This is a genomic window from Priestia flexa NBRC 15715 (assembly GCF_001591565.1).
Lineage (GTDB): Bacteria > Bacillota > Bacilli > Bacillales > Bacillaceae_H > Priestia > Priestia flexa.
Genome location: NZ_BCVD01000024.1, coordinates 1 through 26,942, shown reverse-complemented (window position 1 = coordinate 26,942; position 26,942 = coordinate 1). Strand labels below are relative to the sequence as shown.

The window sequence follows — 26,942 nt, the reverse complement described above, 5'->3', positions numbered from 1 at the left end:
AGTTTTAGTTATATGAAGCAATACAATTTTACTGAGGGCTCAATCTTAAAGCAGCTCATTTTCTTTTCAACGCCAGTGCTATTAACGAATTTGCTTCAGGTATCTTATCAGTTCATTGATAGTCTATGGGTCGGTAATTTATTAGGGTCTGATGCTTTAGGAGCCATTGCGGTTTCAGGTACCGTTATTTTTACGATCTTATCATTTATTATTGGAATTAATAATGCCAGCTTAACAATTTTATCTCAGCAAAAAGGAAACGATGATAAAGAAGGGCTATCTCGTTATTTAAATGCGTTTGTTGTGATATTATCGGCTTTAGCAATCTTACTTGGCGTCATTGGCTTTTTAAACTCAGAGACAATCTTGAAGTTACTGGGCACTCCTGAAACAATGCTTGTCCACGCTACAACATACTTACAAATTAACTTTGTCGGAATTTTATTTTTGTTCGGGTACAACTTTATCGGTACTGTACTACGAGCAGTAGGAGATAGTAAAACCCCGCTGCGATTTGTGTTTATCTCGGTTATTTTAAATGCTGTGCTTGATCCAATCTTTATCTGGACGTTTGATTTAGGCATTGCAGGAGCTGCGTATGCAACCATTTTATCTCAAGGCTTTGCGTTCATTTATGGTCTCATGTATATTCTTAAAAAGCAGCTTGTACCGTTTTCAATTCCTACTTTACCCAAGGGAGAAGAAACGGCTCTTATCTTTAAATTAGGTATTCCATCCGGTCTACAAATGACCGTTATTTCAGCCGGCGTTATGGCAATCATGAGCGTTGTTACATCTTTTGGTAACGACGCAGTTGCTGGATTTGGCGCAGCTCAACGCTTAGATAGCATTCTTATGCTTCCAGCGATGGCGCTTGGAACGTCTGTGAGCAGTATGGCAGGGCAAAACATCGGTGCAGGGAAGTGGAGTCGTGTGAATCAAATAGGCCTATATGGAGTTGTATATAACTTTGCAATAATGATGCTTGTAGCTGTGGTTATCTTTTTCTTAGCAGAGTGGGCGACTCGTCTATTTATTCAAGACGAAGGAGCCGTGGCGTTTGGTACACATTATTTAAAAGTCGTCGCTTTCTTTTATCCGTTCCTTGGCATTAACTTTATTTTAAACGGAGTTGTAAGAGCGTCAGGAGCGATGTTTGCAATTCTTGTGTTAAACATTATTTCATTTTGGGTGCTACGTTATCCGCTCACGTATTTATTCGCTAAGTGGCTAGGTGAAACAGGTATCGGACTTGGCATGGGTACAAGTTTTGTAATAAGCAGCATTATCGCATTTGTTTATTACAAATATGGAAAGTGGGATCAAAAACAAATTTTTGCTTCTAAATAAAGCACTGTAAAACCCCTCTTATTGTCTTTGGAAATAGGAGGGGTTTTATTATTATTGTTTGTCTTTATTCAATTTCTCAGTAATCTCTTTCACTTGTTGTTCTATTCGATTAAGCTGTTTTCTGCTCTTTAAAAATGAACGAAACAAAAATACTAGAAGTGCAATAAACAAGACGATAAGTCCAAAAGTCACGAGTTGAAATATAATATCACCAATGTTGTACGTACTCATATAAAACAATCCTCCGTTAAAAATGAAAATATAACCATTATTTTAACATAAAATTACATATAAAAGTAGGTGGAATAGTAAATTGGTAGTATAAATAGAATTAAGATTCTAAGTTAAAGGCAGAATGAACAAAAGTAACTCCTTTGTACTCTGCTTTATTCTGCCTTTATCCCAATCTCGATAAAATATCTCTTGCTTCGTTTTTAATATTCGCTACACACTTCAAATAAAACATTTAACCCCTTTTCTAATTCCTCTAATGACGCGTACGCATACGACAGACCAATATGATATAGATCCCTTGTTTCATAAATGTAGCCAGGATTAATTAGAACATTTTGCTTTAGCAAATTAAGAAATAGTGCTTTATTTATATGGGGAACTGCTGTTTATTTAATAATAGGACTCTTTTAATCTAAAACAAAAACAAGCATCTGAAGGAGTATGTCGGATGCTTGTTTAGCGTTCTTTTTTACCCTCACGTTTCTCCGCAGCATTTTTTGTTACCACTATTCCCGTTAACCCGGCCGTCATGCTAATGAGAAAGCTCCACAAGAGGTAGCGCCATTCTCCTGTAAACAGCGCAACACATAAAAAGACAAGGACTTGCCCAATAAAAGCAAACCACGAAGCGAACCAAGCTAAGCGTAGATGTTCTTTCATTACATCACTCCAGAGCATTTCATCTTTTTTTCACGAATTCTACCTATTCTATACCTATTCTATACCTATTCAATCTTTTTTATTTCATGTTTTTAATCGCAAACATCGGGTAAAGATAGAGAGTGCTTACAAATATAAGATAATGACAATAAAGAAAAAACAAGCAACGAAAGGGGAAGCGGTCATGCAATCCTATGAACAACACCTAGAAACCCAGCGTGAACGAGTACTACACCAGCTCATTAATTACGGATGCTATAAGGCAAAAGATGGTCGACATTTATATGAGCTTTCTATGCTCGAATTAAAAACGATGTACACAGAAATCCAGAAGCAGCGCATTAACTCCGTGCTAGGAGAGCGATAACTCAAGCTTTTCAGCCGCTACATAACCTTTTCGAGTTAATTTTGTGCCACCACGTCCTTTTTGCTTCATCACTAATCCTTTTTCTTCTAACATCTCTAAACGATAGCGCACCTGCTGCTCAGAAAGAGGCGTGTGGGATGCTTCAGCAAACTCAACCAAACGCTTGCGACTAGGCGTAACTCCTTGCCTAGTTAACGCATAAATGCCCTTCAATAAAATCAACTCATCCATCCCAAGCTCTTCAAGACTAGAATCTGATTGGTTCTGGTCTTTTTGATAATCACTTAGTTCAAGAATGGTCCATTTCAATGCTCTTTTTCTTCGTTTTTACTGTCGCATAGTTGTTCTGTTATTTCTTTCAAATGTTCTAACGTTATGTACATAAAAGAAGTCAAAGTATGTAAAATGTTGTATAATTAGACATATTAAACCTGAAGGAGACACTACATGACAAAAACGAAACAAGCTTTAGTTCAATTTTCAGCTAAGACAATCGATGAAGCGCCTGAGTACTACAGCTACGCTTTTCCTGTTCAGAAGATTAAAGAGTATTTAAAAACAAAGACAGGTCACGATTTCCAACTATATGTTGATAGCGATACGTCTAATGAGATTTGGGAAGTACTTGAAGAAGATCTAGAGCTTCACCCTGAAAGTGTTACGGAACTCGCTTCCGTTTTTGACTGCTTAGAAATGGGGATTATTTCTTCCAATCATACAGACAAAGAAATGGAGCTTATTTTAAAACCATCGCTCTACAATCACCTTTATTATTATGAAAAGCATAACCTAGCGCTTGTGCGTATGCCTGCTTTTCAAAAGAACGAATTGACTCAGTATGACTACATTTTGGCATCAAGTGAAGAAAGCTTATCATCCTTTTTAGACTATGTGTTAAAACGTAAGCGGGACTATATTAAAGATTACGTGACCATTTTTATTGATACAGAAGATGGTGTTGAAAATCATAAAGAGAAGATTACAACGCTTGTTAAGCGGGACGAAGTTTTTTTAGAAGATAAGCTCAAAAATCAAATCTATCGTTCTATTGACGAATTTTTCACAAACGGCGGAGAGTTTTTTCATACGTATCAAATTCCATATAAACGTGGAATCTTATTGTATGGAAAGCCTGGAAACGGTAAAACAACGCTTGTCAAATCGATTGCAACGAGTATTGAAGCTCCCGTTGCCTATTGGCAAATTACTGAGTATACGTCCAGTTATTCGATTCAAGAAGTATTTTCTTCCGTTGCAAAAATGAGTCCGATGGTGCTCGTTATTGAAGATATTGACTCTATGCCTCAAGGAATTCGCTCTGTCTTTTTAAATACTCTTGATGGCGCGACATCTAAAGAGGGGATTTACTTAATCGGCACAACCAATTATCCAGAACGTATTGATCCCGCGCTTATTAACCGCTCCGGGCGATTTGACCGCGCTTATGAAATTAAGCTTCCAACACCGAGACTTCGCGAACAGTATCTTGTGAAGAAAAACAGCAGGGATCTTTTGACGGCAGAAGAAATTAAAGAGCTTGTTTCTGCTACCAATGAATTTTCATATGCGCAGCTTAATGAGCTGTATAACAGCATTGCTCTTCAAAAACATTATGAAGATAATGTCAACATCATCGATATTTGTAACGAATTAAAGGCAGATAATAAAAAAGGCCAGCGTAATGCTTGGTCAAATAACGATGAAGCGAATATTGGATTTTAAACTAATACTTTTTTGTAACATAAAAAACCAATTTTACGATCTAGTGTAAAATTGGTTTTTTCGAAGATTAGGAGAATGTATGATGAACCTTTTTTACTTTAATCATGAAAACTACACGGGTAATCACTTGCACGTAGACAGCTGGCAAGACGAGAACACAGCGTATTTAGAAGGCATTGCTTTGGAACGAAAAAATGGAACAATGGATGTGTTTTTTCAAGGGACTGATTTACTGTCGGACGAAATGAAGAAAAAAGGAAACATTCATGAAACATTCGGCATTTTTTTAGGGAATGTTAAAAACGCTGGGGATGCCTGTAACCTCTTTTGTCGATGGGTTCAAAACAATCCTTTATAAGCAGTCGTTTTTTAGCTACATAAGGCGATTCGACAGAGCTCGCTAATAAAAGTTTAAATTTTCAGATAAATATATTAGAATTTTTTGTAAACACTTTCACATTTCGACAACGTTTTCAAAAAAGAGTCTGTATACTAATATCCAGGGAGAGGCATTCAAGGGAATAAGTTTGACGTCACCGTTAATTGATGTGTGCATTGGGTTTTCAAACTAAACAGTATTCATTCTAATAAACGGACACTACGTTTTATGTCACTTTGCCATTATGGACCCTTGAAAGAAAAGCAGAAAATAGCAATCTACATCAACATTCAATAGAGGTCAACGGGGGGATATAAATGAGTATTCACATTGAGTTAAAGATGATGAGAAACTACGAAATACTAGAAGACATGACACTAGTCGAATTAGCACACACAGGCGATGATGAGTCGCTCAATCACTTGATTAATCGCTATCGTAATTTTGTACGAGCAAAAGCACGTCCTTATTTTCTCATTGGTGCTGAGCGAGAAGACCTTATTCAAGAAGGCATGATTGGCTTATATAAAGCCATTCGTGATTTTAAAGAAGATAAAACGAGTTCATTCCGAAGTTTTGCAGAGCTCTGCATCACAAGGCAGATCTTAACAGCTATTAAAACAGCGACTCGTCAAAAACACGGACCGCTTAACTCATCCGTGTCGTTGGACAAGCCGCTTTCGGATGATGAATCAAACTATACACTTTTAGATTTACTATCAGAAGAAAATCGTACAAACCCTGAAATGATGCTGATTAACCGTGAAAAATCACTTGATATGCAGATGAAAATTTCTGAATTATTAAGCGAATTAGAACGAAATGTACTAAACCTTCACTTAGAGGGGAAATCTTATTTAGAGATTTCTAACGAGCTACAGACGCATGTAAAGTCAATTGATAATGCCCTGCAGCGCGTGAAGAAAAAGCTCGAGCGCAACTTACAAATTAAGCAAGCAATTTAACATCAAAAACAGCATTTAGACGCCTAAATGCTGTTTTTGATGTTATTGGAAATATCAGATTACATAATAGAATCCTTATTTAAACTACGGTGTTCTTTTCAATAAAATCTATTGACATATTTATCAAAAATATGATAATTAAATAGTGATTAGCACTCCGGACAAAAGAGTGCTAATCATCTACATATTCATGCAACGGGAAGGAGATTTTTTATGACAAAGAAAGAATTTAAAGCTGAATCAAAACGACTGCTCGACATGATGATTCATTCGATTTATTCTCAAAAAGAAATTTTCTTACGCGAGCTCATTTCAAACGCAAGTGATGCGATTGATAAAATCTATTACAAAGCGTTAACAGATGACTCACTATCATTTGAAAAAGATCGCTACTTTATTAAAGTAACGGCAGATAAAGAAAAACGTACGCTTACCATTAAAGATACAGGTATTGGCATGACGCAGGAAGAGTTGGAAAACAACCTTGGCACAATTGCGAAAAGCGGCTCTTTGGCGTTTAAAGCTGAAAATGAAGCAAAAGATGGACACGATATTATCGGTCAATTTGGCGTTGGTTTTTACTCAGCATTTATGGTTGCTGATGAAGTAACCGTGACGTCAAAAGCACTTGGAAGCGATACTGCTTACCGCTGGAATTCAAAAGGAGCAGACGGCTATACGATTGAGCCTTGTAAAAAAGCCGAAGTTGGTACAGAAATCGTCTTAAAGATTAAAGAAAATACGGAAGAAGATCAGTATGATGAGTATTTAGAAGAGTATCGCTTAAAAGCTATTGTTAAAAAGTATTCAGACTTTATTCGCTACCCAATTAAAATGGACGTTACTGAGAGCAAACCAAAAGAAGGCAGCGATTCTGAGTTTGAACAGGTAACGGAAGAACAAGTCATTAACAGCATGGTGCCAATTTGGCGTAAAAATAAAAGTGAGCTAACAGATGAGGATTACGACGCGTTTTATCAAGAAAAGCGCTATGGTTTTGACAAACCGCTGAAGCACATTCACATTAGCGTGGATGGAATGGTGCGCTACAACGCTATCTTATATATTCCAGAAACAATGCCGTTTGATTACTATTCTCCTGAATATGAAAAAGGCCTAGAACTTTATTCAAGCGGCGTATTAATCATGAACAAATGCGCGGACCTTCTTCCAGACTACTACAGCTTTGTGAAGGGTCTTGTTGATTCAGAAGACTTATCGCTCAACATTTCACGTGAAATGCTGCAGCATGATCGTCAGCTAAAACTGATTGCGAAAAACATTAAAAATAAGATTACGAGTCAGTTGAAATCCCTTTTAAAAGATGATCGTGAAAAGTATGAAACGTTCTTTGGTACATTTGGTCGCCAGCTAAAATACGGCGTGTACAGCGACTTTGGTGCAAATAAAGATACGCTAAAAGATTTACTATTGTTCTATTCATCAAAAGAGCAAACGCTTGTAACGCTTAAAGAATATATTGAACGTATGCCTGAAGACCAAAAGTATATTTACTACGCATCTGGTGAATCGTATGACCGCATCTCAAAAATGCCACAAACAGAGATGGTTCTTGATAAAGGCTATGAGATTCTTTACTTTACCGATGAAGTGGATGAATTTGCGATTAAGATGCTGATGTCTTATGAAGATAAAGAATTTAAATCTGTTTCAAGCGGTGACTTAGGAATTGAAGCAGATGAAAAAGAAAGCGCAAAAGAAGAAGAAGCTGACAGCAAAGAGCTTCTTACGTATATGAAAGAAATGTTAGCAACAAAAGTGAAAGATGTTCGATTATCTAAACGTCTAAAAACTCATCCTGTTTGCTTATCAACCGAAGGTGACGTAACAATCGAGATGGAAAAAATCTTAAAAGCAATGCCAAATAACCAGCAGGTACAAGCGGACAAGATTTTAGAAATCAATCCAAGTCACAGCGTGTTCCAAGCGTTAAAAATAGCGTTTGAGCAGGATAAAGAAAAAGCAGAGCTTTACACAAATCTTCTCTACAACCAAGCTCTTCTTATTGAAGGTTTACCGCTTGAAGATCCGATTGAATTTACAAACAACATGTGTAAAGTGATGGTATAACGTAAAGGAAGCAGAAATGCTTCCTTTTTCAATGCAAAAATGTAACGATTTACAAATGGTTTTTGGTAAACTAAAAGCGGGAGGGATTTTTATGACAAAATATCCAATAATAGAAGGCGCAGAGCCGTTTTACTTTGAAGGAAACGAAATTGGTATTTTAGTATCGCACGGTTTTACAGGTACTACACACAGTATGAGGCCTTTGGGGGAAGCTTACCATAAAGCTGGCTATACGGTTTGTGGTCCCCGTTTAAAAGGACACGGCACGCACTACGAAGATATGGAAACGTCAACTTATCAAGAGTGGATTCAATCGGTAGAAGAAGGCTATGCATGGTTAAAAGAGCGCTGCCATACCATCTTTGTGGTCGGTTTATCAATGGGAGGCACACTGACGCTTTATATGGCAGAAAATCATCCCGAAATTAAAGGAATTGTATCAATAAACGCAGCTATTGACATTCCTGCTTTAAATCCACAGGCATTCGAAGCAGATCCTCATACTCGTTTTCTTGATTCAGCTGGATCTGATGTTAAAAAAGAAAACGCAGATGAAATCGGTTATGACAAAACGCCTGTCGCGTCACTTAAAGAACTATATAAGCTGCTTGGAATTGTTAAAAATGATTTACCCAAAATTACTTGCCCGACCCTGATTTTTGTATCCACAGAAGATCACGTTGTTCCACCGCTAAATAGCACATACATAGCTGAAAACATCAGCTCAGCTGAGAAGAAAGCTATAACGCTTGAAAATAGCTACCACGTGGCGACATTAGATAACGATCAGCAAATCATCATCGATGAATCGTTGAAATTCTTTAAAGACTATCAATAAGTAAAGAGCTCTACACTTAGGTGTGGAGCTCTTTACTTATTTTTTGTTAATTTCATAATCCTAAGAACTCCCCAAGCTGCTATTCCAAGAGACAGCGCAAGTAATGCTAGAACGATCAAAATCCCCCAAAAAGTATCCATACTTAATTCACCTCTACTTGTACTACGAAATTACTTTTCGAAAGTTTCAGATTTAAAAACTATATTTTTCCTATTACGGTTGTTGAAGAATGAACATAATCTGGTAGAATTTGAGAATGATATTTTATTAAAAAGGAGTGTCGGTTTAATGTTGTCAAAAGTACATGTAATTGTAACGGGGGCAGGAGCTGGGATAGGAAAAGAAATTGTCACATCATGTTTAAGTGAAAGAGCTCATGTTGTTGCTTGTGATATCAGCGAAGATTCATTAAATGAACTAAAAGCTTCATATTCAACTAATAAATTCAACTAATAAACTTTCTACATATACAGTTGATGTTGCAGATTATGATAGTGTAAAGGACTTCTTTAAACAAATTAAAGCTACATCTCCAGGAGTCAATGCTTTAGTTAATAATGCTGGGATTTACTTAGCACAAAATTCACTTACATATTCAGAAGAAGACATTAACAAAGTAATAGATGTTAATGTAAAAGGCGCAGTTTATTTTTCTCAGTTTTTCGGAAAATACCTCATCGAAAAAGATGCATATGGCACAATTGTCAATATGTCTTCAGTTTCAGCATTAGAAGGAAGTTCCGATGCTCTATATGGTTTATCTAAAGCTGCTATACTTGGGTTAACAAAAAGTTGTGCTATGAATTTTTCACCGTATATACGAGTCAATTCTGTGGCTCCAACAATGGTTGATACATCTATGATGGATAACATTCCAACGTGGCGCAAACAAGAGTATTTAGAACATCAACTAATTAAAACACCCGTTACCCCTCGTGACGTAGCTGATACGGTACTATTTTTGTTATCAGATAAAGCCAAGCATTATACAGGATCTACATTTGATCTTAATAACGGTGGCTATCTACGCTAAAGTAAAATTTCAGTAAATAAATTAACTAAACCGCAGACTTTTAATGAGTTTGCGGTTTTTCTTAAAAAGAAAACCTTTGTATAAATATATTGAAATTTTCTAAAAACTCTTGAAAGATAACGCTTTCTTTGATAAGTTATATATATTAACTTTTTACTAAAATTTAGTGAAAATAAGTAAATAAAATTACATAATAGGGGATGAAGTTACGCATGAGAACCTTACTAAACAAGGATTATTGGATTTTTGGCTTGTTTTTTGCCCTTTACTTCTTTATTTGGGCAGCATGTACACCATTTTTATCAATTTGGCTACAAAACGTTGGGGGATTAAGTTCGACTGAAGTAGGGATTATCTTTTCAGCAATGGCCATTTCAGCACTTTGCTTACAGCCGTTTTTCGGAATTATTTCAGACAAGCTAGGTTTACGTAAAAACTTACTATGGTGTTTTATTATTTTATTGGTATTTATCGCACCATTCTTTATCTACTTATTTCCGTATCTCTTAAAAACGAACATCATTCTTGGAGCAGTCGTTGGAGGCGCTTACCTTGGAGCTTGTTTTAACGGTGGATCTGGAACAATTGAAGCTTACATCGAAAAAGTTAGTCAAGTAAACTCGTTCGAGTACGGGCAAGTTCGTATGTTTGGTTGCATCGGAGCAGCTACGGGCACATATTTAACAGGAGCATTTTTCGCAACAAACCCTAACTTAATTTTTATCATTAGCTCAGTTGTAGCGGTAGTGTTAGGGATTCTATTCTCGTTTGCGAAAACAAAGCAAACGAATTTAGGAACAACGACCGAAGAAATTGAAAAACAAAAAGCAGAAGCAACATCAAAAGAATCGGTATTAGCTATCTTTAAAAATAGAAAGTTCTGGTGGTTAACTCTTTACGTTGTTGGGGTAACGTGCATTTACGAAGTTTTTGACCAACAGTTTGCGATTTACTTTACGCATTTCTTTAGCACCGAAGCAGAAGGTACACGCGTTTTTGGAAACCTTTACACAACTCAAATCATCATGGAAGCAGTGGTTATGCTGCTGGCGCCGTTCTTCATTCGTAAAATCGGTGCAAAGAATGCTTTAATCTATGCAGGTGTAATCATGTCGTTTCGCATTTTGGGTTCGAGCTTTGCGGACGGCCCAATTATGATTAGTGCGTTAAAGCTTCTGCATGCAATAGAAGTACCTGTTTTACTGGTCGCTATCTTTAAATACATTACAGCAAACTTTGACATCCGCTTATCCGCAACGATTTATTTAATTGGCTTCCAATTCTCAAAGCAGCTAGGCGCTATTTTCCTTTCTGCAATTGCAGGGAGCATGTACGATACGGTCGGTTTTAAAAGCGCTTACTTGCTATTAGGATTAATCGCTATCACGTTTACAATCATTTCAATGTTTACACTTTCAAATGATAAAAAAGGTAAAAAGAAAGAACAGAGAAACCCCGAGCTCGTTAACGCAGTATAGGAGAAATCCTCGCAATGATGCGAGGATCTTTTTGTTGTGAAAGCATTAGATGAACTAATAGTTAATAAACAGTAAAACATCTGTAACATATATTTTTAAAATGTCGTATATATGTTACAGTATAAATATGGAATTCCAAGGAGGGTGCACACAGTTGAAAGAAGTAAACATTAGAAACAAAGTGAAAATTGTTCGCTTAGAAAGAGAGAAGCTAACACAGAGCGAATTAGCAAAGTTAGTCGGTGTTACTAGGCAGACAATGAACCTAATCGAAGCTAATAAATATAATCCGTCGATTCGAGTTTGTCTATTAATTAGCAAACATTTAGAGTGCCCCTTGGATGAATTATTTTGGATAGAGAATTAATTTAAAAAGGAGGGAAAAGAACAGATGGCATTTAACTTTTCAACATTATTTATAAGTATCGTTGTAAGTTTTAGCCTGGGATATGTTCTAACTGGTCACATACAAGTAGGAACGTTAGCTGCATTAGTAGTTAGTGTAGCGGGCGGTAAGTGGCTACGAGTTAAAAAGAAAGAGGCTAGCGAAGAACTTGAGTACGATGAACGAGTAAACGAAAATATTAAAAAGTATTCCTTTCAGACTTTTTCTATCGCCAATTTATTTTTGCTTATCTATTTATTAGTTTTTAACCTTATCTTAAACTAAACGTTCAGTTATTCAACCTAAATTACCTCATCATGACGTTTTGTTTTGCTTCGCTTTGCTTTTTATATTGTTCCTGCTATCGCGAAAAGAAGATAACTTATAGAGGGAGAGATTGCAATGAATCAACACTTTCTTATTATCGCTGCTATTTTATTTGTTTTAGCTTATTTCATTGGTGTCAAAAAACAAACTTGGCTGCTATCAGGCTATAACCAGCAGCGTGTACGAGATAAAGATAAACTTGCAAGGCTCGTAGGGGCTTATAACTTCATTATGGGCATGATGATGTTGGGAGGCGCTTTTATTTCTCACCCAGATGTTCAAATACTTTTTCCCATTTTAATTATTGGATACTTGGTATTACTCGGCTATGTTAATACAAAAATGGTTGAGTAGCTTCAAAAGCATTCTACATCTAAAGTTGTAGAACACCTCCATCTATCATCTGATGTCATTGATTAAGGTTTTCGCTATGATGATACTTATAGAAAGAGGTGTATGAATTGATTAAAGGTTTATATGAAGCGCATTTACCTGTAAAAGACTTAAAACGTTCGATTGCATTTTATAAGAAGTTAGGATTAGAACTTTCTCATATTCATGATCATCATCTAGCTTTTTTTTGGTTAAAGAAAGGAGAAAGTTGGCTTGGTTTATGGGAAACGCAACAAGTAGAATTAGACTACCATCCTTCTATCCGCCACGTTGCTTTTCACGTAACGTTGGAAAGTTTGAGGTCATCAGTATCATGGTTAAAAGAAAGGCAGATAGCTCCCAGAGAAGCATTTGGCTTTATGCCTCATGAACCGTTTGTAATGGCCCATGATGGCATAGCCCATGCAAAGATTCATTTTTATGACCCCGATGGAAATAGCCTAGAGTTTATCTGCAAAATTCCAAACCCCACTAATATCGTCGGACGAATGTATTTAAGCGAGTGGGAAACCATTTATTCTTAAAGCTTTTTTACATAAAACAGCTCCTTTCTATAAAATGAGAAGAGCTTAATCTTTATAATTACTTTAAACTATAAAGTGGGGTGATAAAAAATGAATAGTAAACCGATTGATGAATTAACAATTGACGATTTAAAGGACTATAAAATCTGGCAGTGGGCCCTAGATGAAGAAGAGAACGAACACCAAGATGAGACATGGGTTACGCCTGCTGCCACGGATAACTTTACATCAGATTTAAAGGGATCTATCGTATTAGGCACACTATACATAAACGCTAACCAAACAATGCCTATTATGTGCAGCCTGGATGTTACTACTCATGAAGTTTCTATTGATTCAGTTATTGTGTATAAGAAAGAAGGTGATGCTGTTTTTCAACAAATGATTGATTACGGTCACTTTAATCATTATCAAGAAGATATTGCATTCATTCGTAAGTACGGCAAAGACTGGCTATAACTAAAAAAACAAAAAGAAAGCGATTACAAAAAATTGTATCTTGCTAGAATACTAGTAAGACATAAAAACGGATGTGGTGGTTAGTGATGCTTCAACCAAAAGAGTATGACAAGCTTCTCGGTATCTTGGAAACATCAGCGGAAACAAAAGAAGTCGAGGGCATACGTAGCGTAATTAAACATATACCAGATTTACATATAGCTGGAGATTTAGATCCACGTGTTTTAAAAGTAATCAGCAGTTATACAAATCATTCAGAGGAAGAACAAACAGAACCTGCGAATGTTTCAATTGCAGCCATTCGCGCTAGCATGGGCTGGCTTAATAGAGACGTTACAACTACAGAAATTACAACAGAGTTACTCAGCATTCCGAGCAAAGAGCATGATATTCCTGCACGCATCTATCGTCCTATATCAAATGAGCTCTTACCAGCAGTCGTGTTTTTTCACGGAGGAGGGTTTATTGGAGGAAGCTTAAAAACGGTTGAAAACCCTTGTAAAGCACTAGCTGAAAAAGCGCACGCAGCGGTTGTTTCTGTCGATTACCGTTTAGCTCCTGAACATCCATTTCCCGCTGGCTTAGAGGATTGTCTAACTGCGGTGAAATGGGTGTATGAAAATGCTGAAAAACTCGGAATAAATAAAGAGCAACTAGCAGTTTGTGGTGATAGCGCCGGTGGCAACTTAGCTGCAGTTTGCAGTTTACTTGATTCCCAGCAAGGAACAAATCGAATAAAGTATCAAGCGCTTATTTATCCTGTTGTGAATCCTGGGCGAATTGATACAGAAGATCATAGATGGGACATAAATGAATATGAAGTTTTTCATCATCATGAGCTAATTAAAGGAGTTATTCTAGCATTAGCTGGCTCTAGCTCAATGCTCAATAAGCTGTATCTACAGGGAGCGGATGTTACTGATATACGCGTATCTCCTTTATTAGCCGATGATTTAAATGGTCTTCCAGAAACTCTTATTATTAATGCTGAATATGACTATCTCCGCTTACAAGCCGAAGCGTATGCTAGAAAGCTTGCACGATCTGGGGTTAAAACAAAAATGATTCAGTATAAAGGAATGGACCACGCTTTTATAGATAAGATTGGAGATTATCCGCAAGCAGAAGATTGTATGAATGAAATTGCAAAGGAACTTAAAAGTGCATTTAGAATCAATTGCTAGCTTTGTATGTTGAAAGGCGAGTATATTCATGGCTCGTCTTTTTTTATTTGGTGAGTATATACTTCACTTTAATTTTATTATGTAAACTTTATATATGAAACATCACTTTCCTTGATGTTCCAAATCAATGCGCATACAATGAAAGAAGGAATCAACAGATAGGCCATCCAGATTGATGAAAGCGATTCCTGTTTTTATGTGAGACCTGGCTTTTTCGTTCGAAAAGTAGATAACAGGAGAGGATACCATATGAATATTAAGTCACTTGATTTATTTTCACAGAAGTTCCACCAAAACCCTTACGAATACTATGAACAAATTCGTCCGCATGAACCGTTTGCAAAGGTAAAGCTTTATACAGAAGCTCCTGATTCTTGGATGGCTTTTACATATGAAGCTGCCGAAGCTGTGCTAAAAGATGAGCGCTTCATCAAAGATATGCGCACCGTATTTCCTGGCGAAATGACGGATGAAAACGTACCGCCGATTTCTCAAACGATGCTTTTTGCAGACCCACCCAATCATCGTCGTCTCCGCAGCCTTGTCCAAAGTGGCTTTACTCCTAAAAAAATTATGAGCTTAAGCGGACGCATTGAAGAAATTGCGCGTAAGCAAGCTGAAAAAATGAAAGAACATGAGACAGTTGATTTTATTGAAGCATACGCATTTCCAATTCCTATTATTGTGATTTGTGAACTCCTCGGTGTTCCACAAGAAGATCAGCTTGATTTCCAGCGCTGGTCAAACGTATTGGTCGATATTAACGAAGCTTCTCAGTATGACGAAGTATTGATGGAGTTTATGATGTACTTAGAAAAACTCATTCACAATAGACGACAATCACCACAAAATGATCTACTATCTCATTTAATTCAGGCAGAAGAAGACGGAGATAAGCTTACTGCGACTGAGCTGTATGGTGTTGTCATGCTGCTTATCGTTGCTGGTCATGAAACGACTGTCAATCTCATTTCAAACGGATTGCTTGCACTTCTTACCCATCCAGACCAGCTTGCTTTATTAAAAAATGACCCTTCCTTAATTTCAAAAGCCATTGACGAATTTTTACGATACAATGGTCCAGTCGAATTCAGCACGGACCGCTGGGCGCGCGAATCCTGTACCTTTATGGGACAGCAAGTTCAAAAAGGGGATCACGTTATCGTGTCATTGGCCTCAACAGGACGAGACCCAGAAGTATTTTCACATCCAGAGAAACTTGACATTACACGAGAGAAAAACCCTCATTTAGCGTTTGGGAAAGGCATTCATTATTGCTTAGGTGCGCCACTAGCCCGATTAGAAGGTGAAATTGCGATTCGCGTGCTGCTTGAAGAATTCCCAAACATAGGCCTTGTTGCTAATTTGTCTGATTTAGAATGGCGACAAAGCTTTATTATTCGAGGTCTAAAGGAGCTTCCAATTCGTTTAGCCTAACGTTAACTAAAAGGAGCGGTCAAAATGAGTATTATTAATTCATTTAAAACAATTCCAACTACGTGTATATCAGACGCAATGGCAGGGTTAAACAATCTTAATTCATCCATCAAGCCATTAAAAGAAGAATACAAAGTTGTCGGAAGAGCCTTTACCGTTAAAATGCCTGTAGGTGACAACTTAGTATTTTTAAAAGCCATTAAAGAAGCGAAGCCAGGTGATGTATTAGTAGTAGATGCAAAAGGAGATACGTATCGAGCAATCGCTGGAGACTTCATCGTTGGATTAGCGCAAACATTGGGTATTAATGGAATCGTCGTGGACGGGGTCATTCGTGATGTCGTCGGCGTAAAGAAGCTAAACTTTCCTGTTTTCTGCAAAGGAACAGCCGTAGCAGCAAGCGGGAAATCAGGGCAAGGTGAGCTAAACGTCCCTATTTCATGTGGCGGAACCACTGTTCATCCAGGCGATATCATTGTTGGTGACGCTGACGGCGTTGTGGTCATTCCAAAAGAGCATGAGCAAACCATCCTAACAAAAGCGACTGAAAAAGTGAAGTTTGATGAGTTGCGTGATCAAAAAGTATCTGGAAATCGAGATGAAGTTATAAACTATTTAAATGATTTTCTTTCAAAATCTTAAACCTTTATTCTCTAAAGCTACTAATCATGAAGATTGGTAGCTTTTTCTATCTCATTAATAGTTCCTAATAAATAGCGTAAAAGGTATAATTAGTTAAAGAAACTAGGTTCTGGTTTCTGTTTATATTCTGGTGCTTTATAGAGTGAAGAGTAAAGTACTATCTAAAAAGAAGGTGAACGTATGCAGCTCAGTATGAAAGTAAAAGGAGAAGGTGCAGAAAACGTATCGCGGTTAATTGCAAAAAACCCTTCCAATCCTTATGAACGAATGGAAAAAGGACAGAATGTCAGGTTAGCTTTTACAACTTTTGAAGCCTATGAAGCGGAGTTTATTATTTACGTTGATGTGGATCCTATTGAACTTGTAAAAAGTGGATCCAATCATTTTGATATTACCCACTATATCAACGATCGTGAATTTGCGGTCAGCAGCTTGTTTTGTTCCTACATACGCAAAGCACTTGGGACAGCTTTAAACGGAAAGCCGAAAGAAGAATATAGCGAGTGGGTACATCATGCTTTTGATCTTGAAGTTAGCTTCGGTCCTATTGCCTCACATTTACCAGATCAACGAATCCAAGAGCTTTTTGAACCGATGGGCTATACTGTTGAAATAGAGCGAAGAGACATTGATTATACGTTTGATTTAAAAACACGAAGCACGGCTCGTTACGTAACGTTAAAAGGAATAGTTACAGTCCAACAAGCCCTTCAGCATTTGTTCATTTTAATTCCAGTCTTGGATAACTTTAAGCACTACTTTTTGGATGAGCGAGAAATTGAAAAAATAGAGCGCTACGGCGAAGGCTGGCTAGATGCTCACCCCTTGAAAAGTTATATCTACGAGCAGTCGCTTCGTTTTAAAGACCTTGTTAAACAAGCGAACGTAGCAACAAATACTGAAAAAAAGCAGAAGAACGATGATACAGATCAAGCTAAAACACCGCTAAACGAGCTACGCTATCAGGCAATTCTTAAAAAAGTACAGTCTCTTCCTGCTAAAGGAACCGTTGTGGACTTCGGTTCGGGTGAAGGAAAGCTAGCTACTCGTTTAGGATTCATTCCAGGCATAGGTGAAATTTTAGCAGTAGAGCCTTCACAATCTGCACAGCTAAAAGCATTGGAGCGATTTGAAAAAGCTGCTGCCAAACCAAACTTCATTCAGCCTCGTTCTGTTTGGGGATCGTTGTTTTACTATGATGCACAGCTTCAAGGTGCAGACGTCATCATTTTGTGTGAAGTCATTGAGCATATCAATGAAGAACGACTGCCTGGCATTATGAACACAATCTTTACGTTCTATCAACCAAAATCACTGATTGTGACAACGCCAAATCAAGAATACAATGCCGTTTATCAAATGAATGAAACAATGAGACACGCGGATCACCGCTTTGAATGGAATAGACGAGAGTTTGCAAGCTGGTGTGAAGCTTGGACGCAGGATTTTCCTTATTCCATAACCATTGAAGGCATTGGAGAAGAAAATGACGAGTACGGATCACCGACACAAATGTGTACGTTTGAACGAAAAGAGGGAGACAATTGAAGAAATTATTTTTACCTCCTGCAGGAATTGTACTTTTAATGGGGCCCTCAAATAGCGGCAAAACAACGTTGCTAGAGTCCTGGATAAAAAAAGGCTATGTCAAACCTTCTGAAACGGTGAGCTCTGATCAGTTTCGCTTATTAGTAGGAGATACAGATTTTATTGAATGGACAAGCCGTCCAAAAGATGAGGCAGACGTGTTGTTGCAAGAATATCAAACAATTTCCCAAAAAGCGTTTGAAACAATGGAATACATCATTGAAACTAGGTCCAAAATGGGGAAATTAACGATTGTCGACGCAACGCATCTATATGAAGACGACCGTAAGAGATATATCGACTTAGCGAAAAAGAACCACATACCGTGCATTGCACTTTTGCTTGATGTACCAACTGAAACGTTGCTTGAACGTGATGAAAACAGAGAATTCCCACGTGGTAAAAAGCGAGTCAAACAGCAAGCGCAGGTATTTGCTAAAAGCAAGCGTTCTATTAAACGAGAAGGCTTTCGTCAACAGTACGTATTAACAAAAGAAGATATCAGTGAATTAGAAGTCGTTCGCACCAAAAATAAGCTTGAACTTGACGTTGGAACAGGAATAGACGTAATCGGTGATATTCACGCGTGCTATGAAGAGCTAATTCAGCTTCTTGAGCGTCTTGGCTATGAGCCAAATGAAGAAGGCTTTTACACGCATCCAAACGGACGTAAATTTCTATCCGTTGGAGACGTGATGAGTCGAGGGCCTCGTTCTCTTGATAGCATGCTGTTTTTCAAGCGGCATGTAGAAGCTAATCTTGCGTATATGATTGACAGCAACCACGGTTGGAAAATTGCAAGATGGTTAGGCGGGAGAAATGTCACGTTGTCGCACGGAGATGAAAAGGTTGCGGATGAGTTTACTCGCTATGAGGAAGAACACGGAACTAAAAAAGCGGAAGCCTTAAAACGTGAGCTAAAAGACTTTTTGCTAGAAGCGCCGTCTCATTATATTCTGACAAAAAATGATGTTCGCGTAGCTGTAGTAACGCATGCGGGTATAAAGGATGAATATATCGGAAAGCAATCCTATCACATCTCAGACTTTTGTCGATACGGGGATTCTGAAGAATTTTATGAGAACGGAAAGCCTATACGTAAAGACTGGTATACAAATCACCACACAAAAGAGCTCATCATTTGGGGACATGACTGTAAAGTTCAGCCGCTTGTTGTGAACAATACTGTTAACATTGATCAAGGGGCCGTATTTGGCGGCTCGCTGACGGCTTTTCAGTATCCAGAAAAACAGTTTGTTTCTGTAAAAGCAAAAGAAAACTACTCTGGAACGGAGGACAACCCACTCACACAGTGGCAGAAAAAAAGGTTGGATCCACCGAATATTGCACGCTTTCTTAACGGCTATTCGGTACTAACTGACACGTATGGAGATATTAAAGTTCTTGAAGGAACGGCCAAGTCAGCAATTGATTCTGTTTCTCACTTCATGATTCCAATTGAAGAGCTTATTTATATTCCACCAACCATGAGCCCCACACCAAAGCCTCCAGTACTGGAAGGATATCTTGAGCACCCAAAAGAAGCGTTTGATTACTATCAGTCAAATGGCGTTCAAACAATGGTCGTCGAGAAAAAGCACATGGGAAGTCGCGGCGTACTGCTATTATTCAAAGATAAGGAAACTGCTGTTCATTACGTTGGCAGAGAAACGCTAGGAACCATTTATACGCGTACAGGACGCTCCTTTTTTGCAAAAGACGTAGAGGAACAGATTTTATCGACTTTAAATGAAGACCTAATGCGTTCTAATTATTTCTCTAAATACAACACAGACTTTGTTCTGCTTGACGCTGAAATTTTGCCGTGGAACTTAAAAGCAAAAGAGTTAATTAGCTCTCAATACGCGCACGTAGCGGAAGTTGCACTATTAGACCGCAGAAAATTAAGTGAAAAGCTGAAAAAAGCCTTAAAGCATAATCAAAGCATTGAAACGTGGCTATCTGAAGTCAATCTAAAGCTTAAAAATGCTGAGATTTTCAACGAAGTTTTCCAAAAATACTGCTGGAACATTGACGGAGTAGAAGGCATTCAAATTGCCCCGTTTCACGTCTTAGCTCACAGCGGCGAAACGTTCTTTGACAAAACGCATCTGTGGCACATGGAAAGAAACGCTGAGTTTAGCTCATTATCGGATTTATTTATTTCAACAGACTTTATGGTCGTACATGACGAGAAATCAATGAACAAAGCGATTGAGTGGTGGGAATCCATTACGGAAGAAGGACACGAAGGCTTTGTGGTGAAGCCGGAAACGTTTATCGCAAGAAATGAGAAAGGCAAGCTTTTACAGCCTGCTATCAAGGTGAGAGGACGTAAATACCTCCATATTATCTACGGAATGGATTATTTAATGCCTGAAAATCTCAATCGTTTAAAACAGCGGAATACCGGTAAAAAGCAAAAGCATGCGCTACTGGAGTTTGCTTTAGGTATCGAAGGTATTACGCGCTTTGTAAACAAAGATTCGATCGAGCGAATTCATGAATGTGCCCTTGGAACGCTTGCTCTTGAAATGGAGCCTGCGGACCCTAGACTGTAAGAAAAAAGAAAAATCGTGCGAGGAGCATCACAAAGCGCCATTATCGGCTATTTTTTAGATGAAGACTACAACGGCAAAGGCTATATGACTCAAGCAGCAAAGCTATTTGTTACCTATGCGTTTACTGAATTAAATTTACATCGCATTCAAGCTGAAGTTCAGCCTCATAACGTTGGGTCGATACGCGTATTGGAAAAAGCAGGATTTCATCAAGAAGGTCTTGCAACGAAAAATCTTAAAATCAGAGGAGAATGGAAGGACCATCAGGTGTTAGCCATAATTAATCCAGCTGATTGATGAAAACAAATAGGAAGCAGAGGTGGGAGAGAGCTTGAAACAAAAAAGGCTACGTGATTACGGGGTAACGATTGGAAAATTAGAAACCGGCGCATATAACGCAATTACGGATGTTAAAGGCGTTACGGTCGGGCATGTGACTATTAGCGAAGATGAACAGCAAACAGGAGTAACAGCAATCTTACCTCACCAAGGGAACATTTTCCGCGAAAAGCTCATTGCATCAAGTCACGTCATAAATGGATTCGGAAAAACAATCGGAACTATTCAAATAAATGAGTTAGGAACGTTAGAATCTCCAATCGTTTTAACGAACACGCTAAGCATCGGGACAGCAGCCGATGCGGTCATTGATTATATGTTAGAACAGAACGAAGAAATCGGACGAACAACCGGAACGATAAATCCTGTTGTCTGTGAATGCAATGATATGATTTTAAACGATATTCGTTCAAAGACAGTGACGAAAAAACATGTACTCAAAGCTTTAGAGACCACTTCAGAAACAGTCGAAGAAGGCTCTGTCGGTGCAGGTAGAGGTATGGTTTGCTATTCGTTAAAAGGAGGAATCGGAACGTCATCTAGACAAATCCAATTAACTCATGGCCTATATACAATCGGTGTCCTTACCTTAACTAATTTTGGTTCATTACCTGATTTAACGATAAACGGACAGCCAGTTGGCTCACAGCTTTATAACTCGATGCATTCTTTAGAAGAAATACCAGACAAAGGCTCTGTAATCGTTATTCTTGCTACTGATTTACCCGTGACGGAAAGACAGCTCAATCGCATTTTAAAACGAACGGTAACGGGCTTATCACGTACAGGATCTATTATTACAACAGGAAGCGGGGAAGTCGTCATTGGATTTTCAACAGCAAATAAAATTCCTCATGATAAAACGTCTTCCTGCCTTTCAATTTCAGCTATTCATGAAGAAGATATCGATTTAGCATTTCGAGCCGCTGGTGAAGCCACTGAGGAAGCGGTCTTAAACTCACTTATTACAGCAACTCATGTTGTTGGCAGAAGCGGCAATGAACGACCGGCATTAAAAAATCTATTAGAGATTTACGGAATTCAGTTAGACTGAAAACCAATACGTGTGTACAGTTGTTTATAGAGGGGGATAAACTATGAAAAACCTGGGAGATCTATACTTTTTCTGTGGAAAGATGGGAGCAGGAAAATCAACTAAATCGAAGCAATTGGCTGCGGAAAAACATGCGGTGCTGTTATCCGAGGATGAATGGCTTTCAGCTTTATATCCGAATGAAATCGCATCATTTGATGACTATCTAAAATTCTCAGCACAGCTCAAACCGTTAGTGAAAAAGCATGTCCAAAATATACTAAGTGTTGGTACAGATGTAGTGATGGATTTTCCAGGAAACACTCAAAAACAGCGAAAATGGCTTTTAAGTATCGCGTCAGAAGTCAACGCAAATCATCAGCTAATTTTCCTCAACTTAAATAACGAGCAATGTTTACGCCAAATCGCACAAAGACGTAACGAACAACCTGAAAGAGCAGCTTTCGACACTAAAGAAACGTTTATTCATGTTACTAAATTCTTTGAAGCGCCAAAAGCATCTGAGGGTTTAAATATTTTAGAGTTTAGTGAAAAAGAATAACAAGAAACTTAATTCATTATCATAGCAAGTATCAGAAAACCAATTAGCTAAATCAAACCGCCATTAGAAACCACAGGTGGCGGTTATTCAATAAACCTTTAGTTGTTTGTAATGAAGGGGAAGCTGTTCTTATTTTTCATTTTTCTAGTTTACATAATATACATTATAGGAAGTTATATAAATAATAGTTTTTTGTCTCATTTAATAAGTAAACTTTAGATAGTGAGACGAAAAAGGAATTTACTAATGTATTGTATTGAAATTATATTATAGAGCTTGATACATGATTAAACTTAAATAAATCCTGATCAAAGGTTCGATTGCTTCAGTTTCATTTGGTGTTGCAGATGCCAACTACATAAACATATAGCAGCATCTCCGTTTAGAAAAAATAAATCTACTATAATTGAATTTTGTTCTAAAGGTTACTTCATAGACTTTATATGATTAGTTTCTTAAATAGTTTACATAATGTTTCCTGTAAACGTAAATTTTGAGTTTAAAGATTTTTTATTCCTATATTGGATTAATATTCATTTTAGTTTGTGTAACATCCGTATTTATTGTAACTATATCCACTTTTATTTATTTTTATACAAATCGCCCCTTTGTTTTTTCTTTGTTTTCAATCTCTAGCCTTGCTGTTATCACATTTACAGTTGTAGTTTTGTATACATTGAGGTATAATGTATAACAAATAGAGATCGGCATATGTTGGGTGCTTAATCATCCGATTTTAAAGGAGCGATACTTGTGAATATTACAATTTATTATGGTAACCATGAAGATAAAACAATTCATACAATGGATTGTCACGTAGATATTGATGTAGACGATGAAGATTTAGTTTCTTTAACAGATGTACGCTAAATCCATATAGAAAATAAATGTTCAAAACACAAATCAACTGGTTTGTGTTTTTTTATGTTTACTCTCCCCCGCTTTCTTCGTAAGACATAGCTACTTTTTTATTTTTATCTACTTGCCCCCCTTTACTTTTCGTTCTTTTTCTCGTATGATTTAATAAGAACGTATGTTCGATTTATCAATTGCAAGGAGTGTTTGTTAGATGAGCAATAGAAAAAGAAAAAAGCCGCTTCCCCCTACCCTTTCTAATACTGGTTTTATCGGAGCAACATTCGCAGATACAAATGAGCTGCTTGCAAATGAATATCACTTTTCACGTAAACAGATGAAGATCACTCACCACGTATTGGATGCACTATTACAAGGTGTGACGCAGCTATTTCAACAGCATAATGTTGAAGCCGCTCTATCTTGTGTTTATTTACCTAAATATAAAAAGATTGGTCTTGTGTTATCTAAGCAACCGTTTGGGCGTCGTGAAGGTATTGGCTACTTTATTAATTACTTAAAAGAAGTTGGTCATATTGATTGGGATGAAAAAACAAAGGATTATGAAATACATAACACGAGCTTTATAGGCGTTGTCTTTGCAGATTTAGAAAAGATTTCAAAGTTTACTTTTGAATTTGAGCTTCAGCTTCTAGCTAAATTTGTAAAAGAACTAATTATCCCTGCGAAGGAGCTCTTTTTACAGCACCATATAAAAGCCTATATCTCAGGAATTGAAAATGATGAGCAGCATAAGTTAGGCTTTGTACTTTCGATTAAGCCTTATGACGAACGGAAAGAAGCAGATTTATATTTTGTTGAATATTTAAAAGAACGCGGTCTTTATGAAGCGGATGAATCTGAAGAAGAATTAATTCCCATACATACGAAGTGGAGTCTATTCTCCAAATAAAAATTCCCATTTCTCACAGCTGAGGGTGGGAATTTTTATGTTTTTTTGGTTACTATAAACAAATTAGTAGTAACTACTAATAGTTAGTATTATAATAGAGGTTATAATGATGCACTGTCATTATAGACATTTTTTATAGAAAAGGAGTCGTGGCAATGATTCGTTTAGAAGAACTAATTCCAAAAGAACGCTATAATTTAACGGAGGAATTTGAAAAACACGCATCTGATCACCTTGCGATCAAATGGCAAGATGCTGATGGTCATCGAGAAGAAATTACATATAATAATCTATTAAAACGAGCAAATAAAGCCGCAAATTTATTAACAGAACTAGGTTTAACAAAAGGCGATCACGTCTTAGTCATCATGCCCCGCTTAATTGATTCATATGTCATGTACTTAGCATGTTTAAAAGCAGGTATTGTCATTATTCCTTCTTCAGAAATGCTTCGAGCAAAAGATATCCAATATCGTTTACACCATGCCCAAGCAAAAGCGATTATTTCATATTCTCCATTTTGTCAAGAAGTAGACCAAGTAACAGACTTACCTTCTTCTCTAAAGCATAAAATTGTTTTGGGAGATGCTGTGAACTCTTGGACATCCTTAGAGCCTCTTATGGATGCAGCGAGTGATCAGTTTGAAGCCGCTGATACTCATAGAGACGATACGGCCTTTTTGCCTTACACGTCAGGTACAACTGGCAATCCAAAAGGCGTCGTTCATACACACGGATGGGCATACGCTCATCTACGTTTAGCAGCGCGTGAATGGCTAGATATTAAAAAAGGTGATATAGTTTGGGCAACAGCAGGTCCAGGCTGGCAGAAATGGGTTTGGAGTCCATTTTTATCAGTTTTAGGTCAAGGAGCAACAGGAATTGTATATAACGGCCGATTCGAACCAGAGAAGTACTTAGCGATTTTACAAGATGAGCAAGTGAATGTGTTATGCTGCACGCCGACAGAATACCGCTTCATGGCAAAATCAGCAAACTTAGATTCCTTTGACTTATCTCATATTCATAGCGCAGTATCAGCTGGTGAACCGCTAAATGAAGAAGTAATGAGCGTGTTTAAACAACACTTTGGTATTCAAGTCCGTGATGGATATGGCCAAACAGAAAACACGCTTTTGATTGGAACATTAAAAAATGTAGACGTTAAGGTTGGTTCAATGGGTAAACCGATGCTTGAAGAATTTATTGAGATTGTTGATGAAGACGGCAACCCATGTGCCCCTGGTGAAATTGGAGATATTGCGGTTCGTAAAGACCTCCCTTCGCTTTTTAAACATTACTACAAAGACGAAGAGCGTACGAAAAAAGCGTTTTGTGGCAATTATTATCTAACGGGTGACCGAGCTTCTAAAGATGCTGATAATTACTATTGGTTCCAAGGCCGCAGCGATGATATTATTATTAGCTCTGGCTATACAATTGGACCTTTTGAAGTTGAAGATGCTTTGATTAAGCACTCTGCTGTCAAGGAATGCGCCGTAGTTGCAAGTCCAGATCCGGATCGTGGTAACGTAGTCAAAGCCTTTGTTGTGTTAACTGACCCTGCGTTAACTGCTGATGAATCGTTAGTTAAAGACTTACAAAATCATGTTAAGCAATTAACAGCACCGTATAAGTATCCTCGACTAATTGAATTTGTATCTGACTTACCAAAAACAAATTCAGGTAAAATTCGTCGCGTTGAGCTCCGTGCTCGTGAACAGCAAGTTACTCAATAAGCAACAAAACGCCGAAGCGAATAGCCGCTTCGGCGTTTTGTTTAATTTTGTTTACAGATAGCGCTGTGCAGTCCGAACTTCAACTGTTAGCGTTCCCCCTGCAACGTTTGTATACGTCTTAATAATAATTGGATATGATTTATTGTTCATAAATTTAAAATCAGGTCCATTCCATGAAACAGTAGCATCTCTTCCTTTAGGAACATATCCTACGTCTTTTGAATGATGAGAACGCGCAACGATTTGTACTCCAGCTTTATCTACTGCGTTAAATAACGTGGAAGATGTTTGACAGATTCCTCCACCAATCCCCATGACTAGTTCTTTGTTGATGATTTCAGGAGCTTGCTGATAACCGCGTTCTACCGTACGAGGCCCTACAACACTGTTATAAGAGAAATAATCACCAGGTCCTAAAATAGTGTTGTTAATAGCTTCAGCAGAGAGCTGGATATTTCGATTTCTCCCCGTGTCGTTAGGGCGAAATTTCGTAGTGAAAGAAGCAATTGGTACTTCACTTACTCCTGTTGCTGCTTGCACAGAAACGTTTGGTGGTGTTTCATAAATTGGAACCGTAATTTCTAATTGATTTGTGTTTAAATTTTGCAGACTCGCTACAAGTTCGTCTTCTTTTAAAACAATCCGGTTCGAGCCTCCAATTAATGCTCCATTTCCATCTAGCTTCATGCTTTGCATTGGTGTATCGATTCCTTTTGCTAACTCGGAGGCAAGTGCTTTTATCTCTTTATTATATACTTCCTTATCAGCAAAATTAACGGGTTTAAATTCTCGCATTAATGCACCAGTACGAGAATCTTTTAATTGGTACGTTAAGTCTTCTACTTTAATAACCGGCTCTTTTTTTTCTTTTTTGGGACTGACCCC

General features: G+C 37.6%; 26 protein-coding genes and 3 pseudogenes. 24 read left to right on the top strand and 5 right to left on the bottom strand.

Annotation, left to right across the window (positions count from 1 at the left end):
* The first annotated feature begins 12 nt into the window (after window positions 1-12).
* A complete protein-coding gene (locus tag BFL01S_RS06270) occupies window positions 13-1,350 on the top strand; it encodes an MATE family efflux transporter (RefSeq protein ID WP_061785193.1) in 1,338 nt (445 codons plus the stop codon).
* 51 nt (window positions 1,351-1,401) lie between these two features.
* Here the strand turns inward: BFL01S_RS06270 and BFL01S_RS06265 are convergent, their stop codons facing one another.
* The 3 genes and pseudogenes from BFL01S_RS06265 to BFL01S_RS06260 form a co-directional block, all read right to left on the bottom strand.
* On the bottom strand, window positions 1,402-1,581 hold the full coding sequence (locus BFL01S_RS06265; protein WP_061785192.1) for a DUF4083 family protein: 180 nt from the start codon (window positions 1,579-1,581) through the stop codon (window positions 1,402-1,404).
* A gap of 203 nt (window positions 1,582-1,784) precedes the next feature.
* Window positions 1,785-1,961: pseudogene (locus tag BFL01S_RS20995) on the bottom strand (PLP-dependent aminotransferase family protein); the annotation flags it as partial.
* Between the two features lie 79 nt (window positions 1,962-2,040).
* Window positions 2,041-2,244 (bottom strand): hypothetical protein, encoded by a 204-nt coding sequence (locus BFL01S_RS06260; protein ID WP_061785191.1) that lies wholly within the window; start codon window positions 2,242-2,244, stop codon window positions 2,041-2,043.
* A gap of 142 nt (window positions 2,245-2,386) precedes the next feature.
* On the opposite strand from BFL01S_RS06260, the gene fbpA reads away from it, so the two are divergent.
* Window positions 2,387-2,611, top strand: coding sequence for a Fur-regulated basic protein FbpA (fbpA, locus tag BFL01S_RS06255; protein ID WP_078989745.1), 225 nt, complete (start codon window positions 2,387-2,389; stop codon window positions 2,609-2,611).
* On the opposite strand, the gene BFL01S_RS06250 is transcribed toward fbpA, so the two are convergent.
* Window positions 2,597-2,920, bottom strand: a complete 324-nt coding sequence (locus BFL01S_RS06250) for a winged-helix domain-containing protein (protein WP_061785190.1) — start codon at window positions 2,918-2,920, stop codon at window positions 2,597-2,599. The genes fbpA and BFL01S_RS06250 overlap by 15 nt on opposite strands.
* Window positions 2,921-3,058: 138 nt before the next feature.
* Here BFL01S_RS06250 and BFL01S_RS06245 point away from each other — a divergent pair, with 138 nt between their 5' ends.
* From BFL01S_RS06245 to mbcS, 22 genes and pseudogenes are all read left to right on the top strand, one after another.
* Window positions 3,059-4,333 (top strand): AAA family ATPase, encoded by a 1,275-nt coding sequence (locus BFL01S_RS06245; RefSeq protein ID WP_061785189.1) that lies wholly within the window; start codon window positions 3,059-3,061, stop codon window positions 4,331-4,333.
* Between the two features lie 79 nt (window positions 4,334-4,412).
* Entirely contained in the window at window positions 4,413-4,691 is a 279-nt protein-coding gene (locus BFL01S_RS06240) for a hypothetical protein (protein ID WP_138116989.1), read from the top strand.
* A 338-nt stretch (window positions 4,692-5,029) separates the two neighbouring features.
* Complete coding sequence (gene sigH, locus BFL01S_RS06235; RefSeq protein ID WP_061785188.1) at window positions 5,030-5,677, top strand: RNA polymerase sporulation sigma factor SigH; 648 nt, start codon at window positions 5,030-5,032, stop codon at window positions 5,675-5,677.
* Between the two features lie 213 nt (window positions 5,678-5,890).
* Window positions 5,891-7,768: a molecular chaperone HtpG gene (gene htpG, locus BFL01S_RS06230; RefSeq protein WP_061785187.1), complete on the top strand. Its 1,878-nt coding sequence runs from the start codon at window positions 5,891-5,893 to the stop codon at window positions 7,766-7,768.
* Window positions 7,769-7,859: 91 nt separating this feature from the next.
* Complete coding sequence (locus BFL01S_RS06225; protein WP_174521179.1) at window positions 7,860-8,606, top strand: alpha/beta hydrolase; 747 nt, start codon at window positions 7,860-7,862, stop codon at window positions 8,604-8,606.
* Between the two features lie 288 nt (window positions 8,607-8,894).
* A pseudogene (locus BFL01S_RS06220) lies at window positions 8,895-9,639 on the top strand (SDR family NAD(P)-dependent oxidoreductase).
* Between the two features lie 212 nt (window positions 9,640-9,851).
* Window positions 9,852-11,117, top strand: a complete 1,266-nt coding sequence (locus tag BFL01S_RS06215) for an MFS transporter (RefSeq protein ID WP_156474909.1) — start codon at window positions 9,852-9,854, stop codon at window positions 11,115-11,117.
* A gap of 181 nt (window positions 11,118-11,298) precedes the next feature.
* Window positions 11,299-11,484, top strand: a complete 186-nt coding sequence (locus tag BFL01S_RS06210; protein WP_439950860.1) for a helix-turn-helix transcriptional regulator — start codon at window positions 11,299-11,301, stop codon at window positions 11,482-11,484.
* A gap of 24 nt (window positions 11,485-11,508) precedes the next feature.
* Window positions 11,509-11,787 carry a hypothetical protein gene (locus BFL01S_RS06205; RefSeq protein ID WP_061785184.1) on the top strand — a complete coding sequence of 93 codons (279 nt, stop codon included), beginning with the start codon at window positions 11,509-11,511 and terminating at the stop codon, window positions 11,785-11,787.
* A 117-nt stretch (window positions 11,788-11,904) separates the two neighbouring features.
* Window positions 11,905-12,183, top strand: coding sequence for a DUF3784 domain-containing protein (locus BFL01S_RS06200; protein ID WP_061785183.1), 279 nt, complete (start codon window positions 11,905-11,907; stop codon window positions 12,181-12,183).
* A gap of 107 nt (window positions 12,184-12,290) precedes the next feature.
* Complete coding sequence (locus tag BFL01S_RS06195; RefSeq protein ID WP_035321179.1) at window positions 12,291-12,746, top strand: VOC family protein; 456 nt, start codon at window positions 12,291-12,293, stop codon at window positions 12,744-12,746.
* Between the two features lie 90 nt (window positions 12,747-12,836).
* Window positions 12,837-13,205 (top strand): hypothetical protein, encoded by a 369-nt coding sequence (locus BFL01S_RS06190; protein ID WP_025911025.1) that lies wholly within the window; start codon window positions 12,837-12,839, stop codon window positions 13,203-13,205.
* Between the two features lie 86 nt (window positions 13,206-13,291).
* Window positions 13,292-14,389, top strand: coding sequence for an alpha/beta hydrolase (locus tag BFL01S_RS06185; RefSeq protein WP_061785182.1), 1,098 nt, complete (start codon window positions 13,292-13,294; stop codon window positions 14,387-14,389).
* Window positions 14,390-14,638: 249 nt separating this feature from the next.
* Window positions 14,639-15,826: a cytochrome P450 family protein gene (locus tag BFL01S_RS06180; protein ID WP_061785181.1), complete on the top strand. Its 1,188-nt coding sequence runs from the start codon at window positions 14,639-14,641 to the stop codon at window positions 15,824-15,826.
* A gap of 24 nt (window positions 15,827-15,850) precedes the next feature.
* Window positions 15,851-16,468, top strand: coding sequence for an RraA family protein (locus BFL01S_RS06175; protein ID WP_061785180.1), 618 nt, complete (start codon window positions 15,851-15,853; stop codon window positions 16,466-16,468).
* Between the two features lie 192 nt (window positions 16,469-16,660).
* On the top strand, window positions 16,661-18,016 hold the full coding sequence (locus tag BFL01S_RS06170) for a 3' terminal RNA ribose 2'-O-methyltransferase Hen1 (protein WP_369690844.1): 1,356 nt from the start codon (window positions 16,661-16,663) through the stop codon (window positions 18,014-18,016).
* Entirely contained in the window at window positions 18,013-20,616 is a 2,604-nt protein-coding gene (locus BFL01S_RS06165; RefSeq protein WP_082802703.1) for a polynucleotide kinase-phosphatase, read from the top strand. The genes BFL01S_RS06170 and BFL01S_RS06165 overlap by 4 nt, the downstream gene beginning before the upstream one ends.
* 9 nt (window positions 20,617-20,625) lie before the next feature.
* Window positions 20,626-20,913 (top strand): annotated as a pseudogene (locus BFL01S_RS06160) (GNAT family N-acetyltransferase); the annotation flags it as partial.
* 34 nt (window positions 20,914-20,947) lie between these two features.
* Window positions 20,948-22,009 (top strand): DmpA family aminopeptidase, encoded by a 1,062-nt coding sequence (locus BFL01S_RS06155; RefSeq protein ID WP_061785178.1) that lies wholly within the window; start codon window positions 20,948-20,950, stop codon window positions 22,007-22,009.
* Window positions 22,010-22,052: 43 nt separating this feature from the next.
* A complete protein-coding gene (locus tag BFL01S_RS06150; RefSeq protein WP_061785177.1) occupies window positions 22,053-22,550 on the top strand; it encodes a P-loop nucleotide/nucleoside kinase family protein in 498 nt (165 codons plus the stop codon).
* Window positions 22,551-23,619: 1,069 nt separating this feature from the next.
* Window positions 23,620-24,318, top strand: a complete 699-nt coding sequence (locus BFL01S_RS06145; RefSeq protein ID WP_061785176.1) for a hypothetical protein — start codon at window positions 23,620-23,622, stop codon at window positions 24,316-24,318.
* 155 nt (window positions 24,319-24,473) lie between these two features.
* Window positions 24,474-26,057: an acyl-CoA synthetase MbcS gene (gene mbcS, locus BFL01S_RS06140; protein WP_082802701.1), complete on the top strand. Its 1,584-nt coding sequence runs from the start codon at window positions 24,474-24,476 to the stop codon at window positions 26,055-26,057.
* 51 nt (window positions 26,058-26,108) lie between these two features.
* Here mbcS and BFL01S_RS06135 read toward each other — a convergent pair.
* A partial coding sequence (locus tag BFL01S_RS06135) for a VanW family protein (RefSeq protein ID WP_061785175.1) occupies window positions 26,109-26,942 on the bottom strand: 834 nt, incomplete at its 5' end.

Coding starts and splice junctions, on each gene's coding strand:
- fbpA (WP_078989745.1), top strand. CDS start 2,387: ATGACAATAAAGAAAAAACAAGCAACGAAAGGGGAAGCGGTCATGCAA.
- sigH (WP_061785188.1), top strand. CDS start 5,030: ATGAGTATTCACATTGAGTTAAAGATGATGAGAAACTACGAAATACTA.
- BFL01S_RS06265 (WP_061785192.1), bottom strand. CDS start 1,581: ATGAGTACGTACAACATTGGTGATATTATATTTCAACTCGTGACTTTT.
- BFL01S_RS06225 (WP_174521179.1), top strand. CDS start 7,860: ATGACAAAATATCCAATAATAGAAGGCGCAGAGCCGTTTTACTTTGAA.
- BFL01S_RS06270 (WP_061785193.1), top strand. CDS start 13: ATGAAGCAATACAATTTTACTGAGGGCTCAATCTTAAAGCAGCTCATT.
- BFL01S_RS06260 (WP_061785191.1), bottom strand. CDS start 2,244: ATGAAAGAACATCTACGCTTAGCTTGGTTCGCTTCGTGGTTTGCTTTT.
- BFL01S_RS06245 (WP_061785189.1), top strand. CDS start 3,059: ATGACAAAAACGAAACAAGCTTTAGTTCAATTTTCAGCTAAGACAATC.
- BFL01S_RS06200 (WP_061785183.1), top strand. CDS start 11,905: ATGAATCAACACTTTCTTATTATCGCTGCTATTTTATTTGTTTTAGCT.
- BFL01S_RS06190 (WP_025911025.1), top strand. CDS start 12,837: ATGAATAGTAAACCGATTGATGAATTAACAATTGACGATTTAAAGGAC.
- BFL01S_RS06240 (WP_138116989.1), top strand. CDS start 4,413: ATGATGAACCTTTTTTACTTTAATCATGAAAACTACACGGGTAATCAC.
- BFL01S_RS06185 (WP_061785182.1), top strand. CDS start 13,292: ATGCTTCAACCAAAAGAGTATGACAAGCTTCTCGGTATCTTGGAAACA.
- BFL01S_RS06150 (WP_061785177.1), top strand. CDS start 22,053: ATGAAAAACCTGGGAGATCTATACTTTTTCTGTGGAAAGATGGGAGCA.
- BFL01S_RS06215 (WP_156474909.1), top strand. CDS start 9,852: ATGAGAACCTTACTAAACAAGGATTATTGGATTTTTGGCTTGTTTTTT.
- BFL01S_RS06170 (WP_369690844.1), top strand. CDS start 16,661: ATGAAAGTAAAAGGAGAAGGTGCAGAAAACGTATCGCGGTTAATTGCA.
- BFL01S_RS06205 (WP_061785184.1), top strand. CDS start 11,509: ATGGCATTTAACTTTTCAACATTATTTATAAGTATCGTTGTAAGTTTT.
- htpG (WP_061785187.1), top strand. CDS start 5,891: ATGACAAAGAAAGAATTTAAAGCTGAATCAAAACGACTGCTCGACATG.
- BFL01S_RS06180 (WP_061785181.1), top strand. CDS start 14,639: ATGAATATTAAGTCACTTGATTTATTTTCACAGAAGTTCCACCAAAAC.
- BFL01S_RS06175 (WP_061785180.1), top strand. CDS start 15,851: ATGAGTATTATTAATTCATTTAAAACAATTCCAACTACGTGTATATCA.
- BFL01S_RS06145 (WP_061785176.1), top strand. CDS start 23,620: ATGAGCAATAGAAAAAGAAAAAAGCCGCTTCCCCCTACCCTTTCTAAT.
- mbcS (WP_082802701.1), top strand. CDS start 24,474: ATGATTCGTTTAGAAGAACTAATTCCAAAAGAACGCTATAATTTAACG.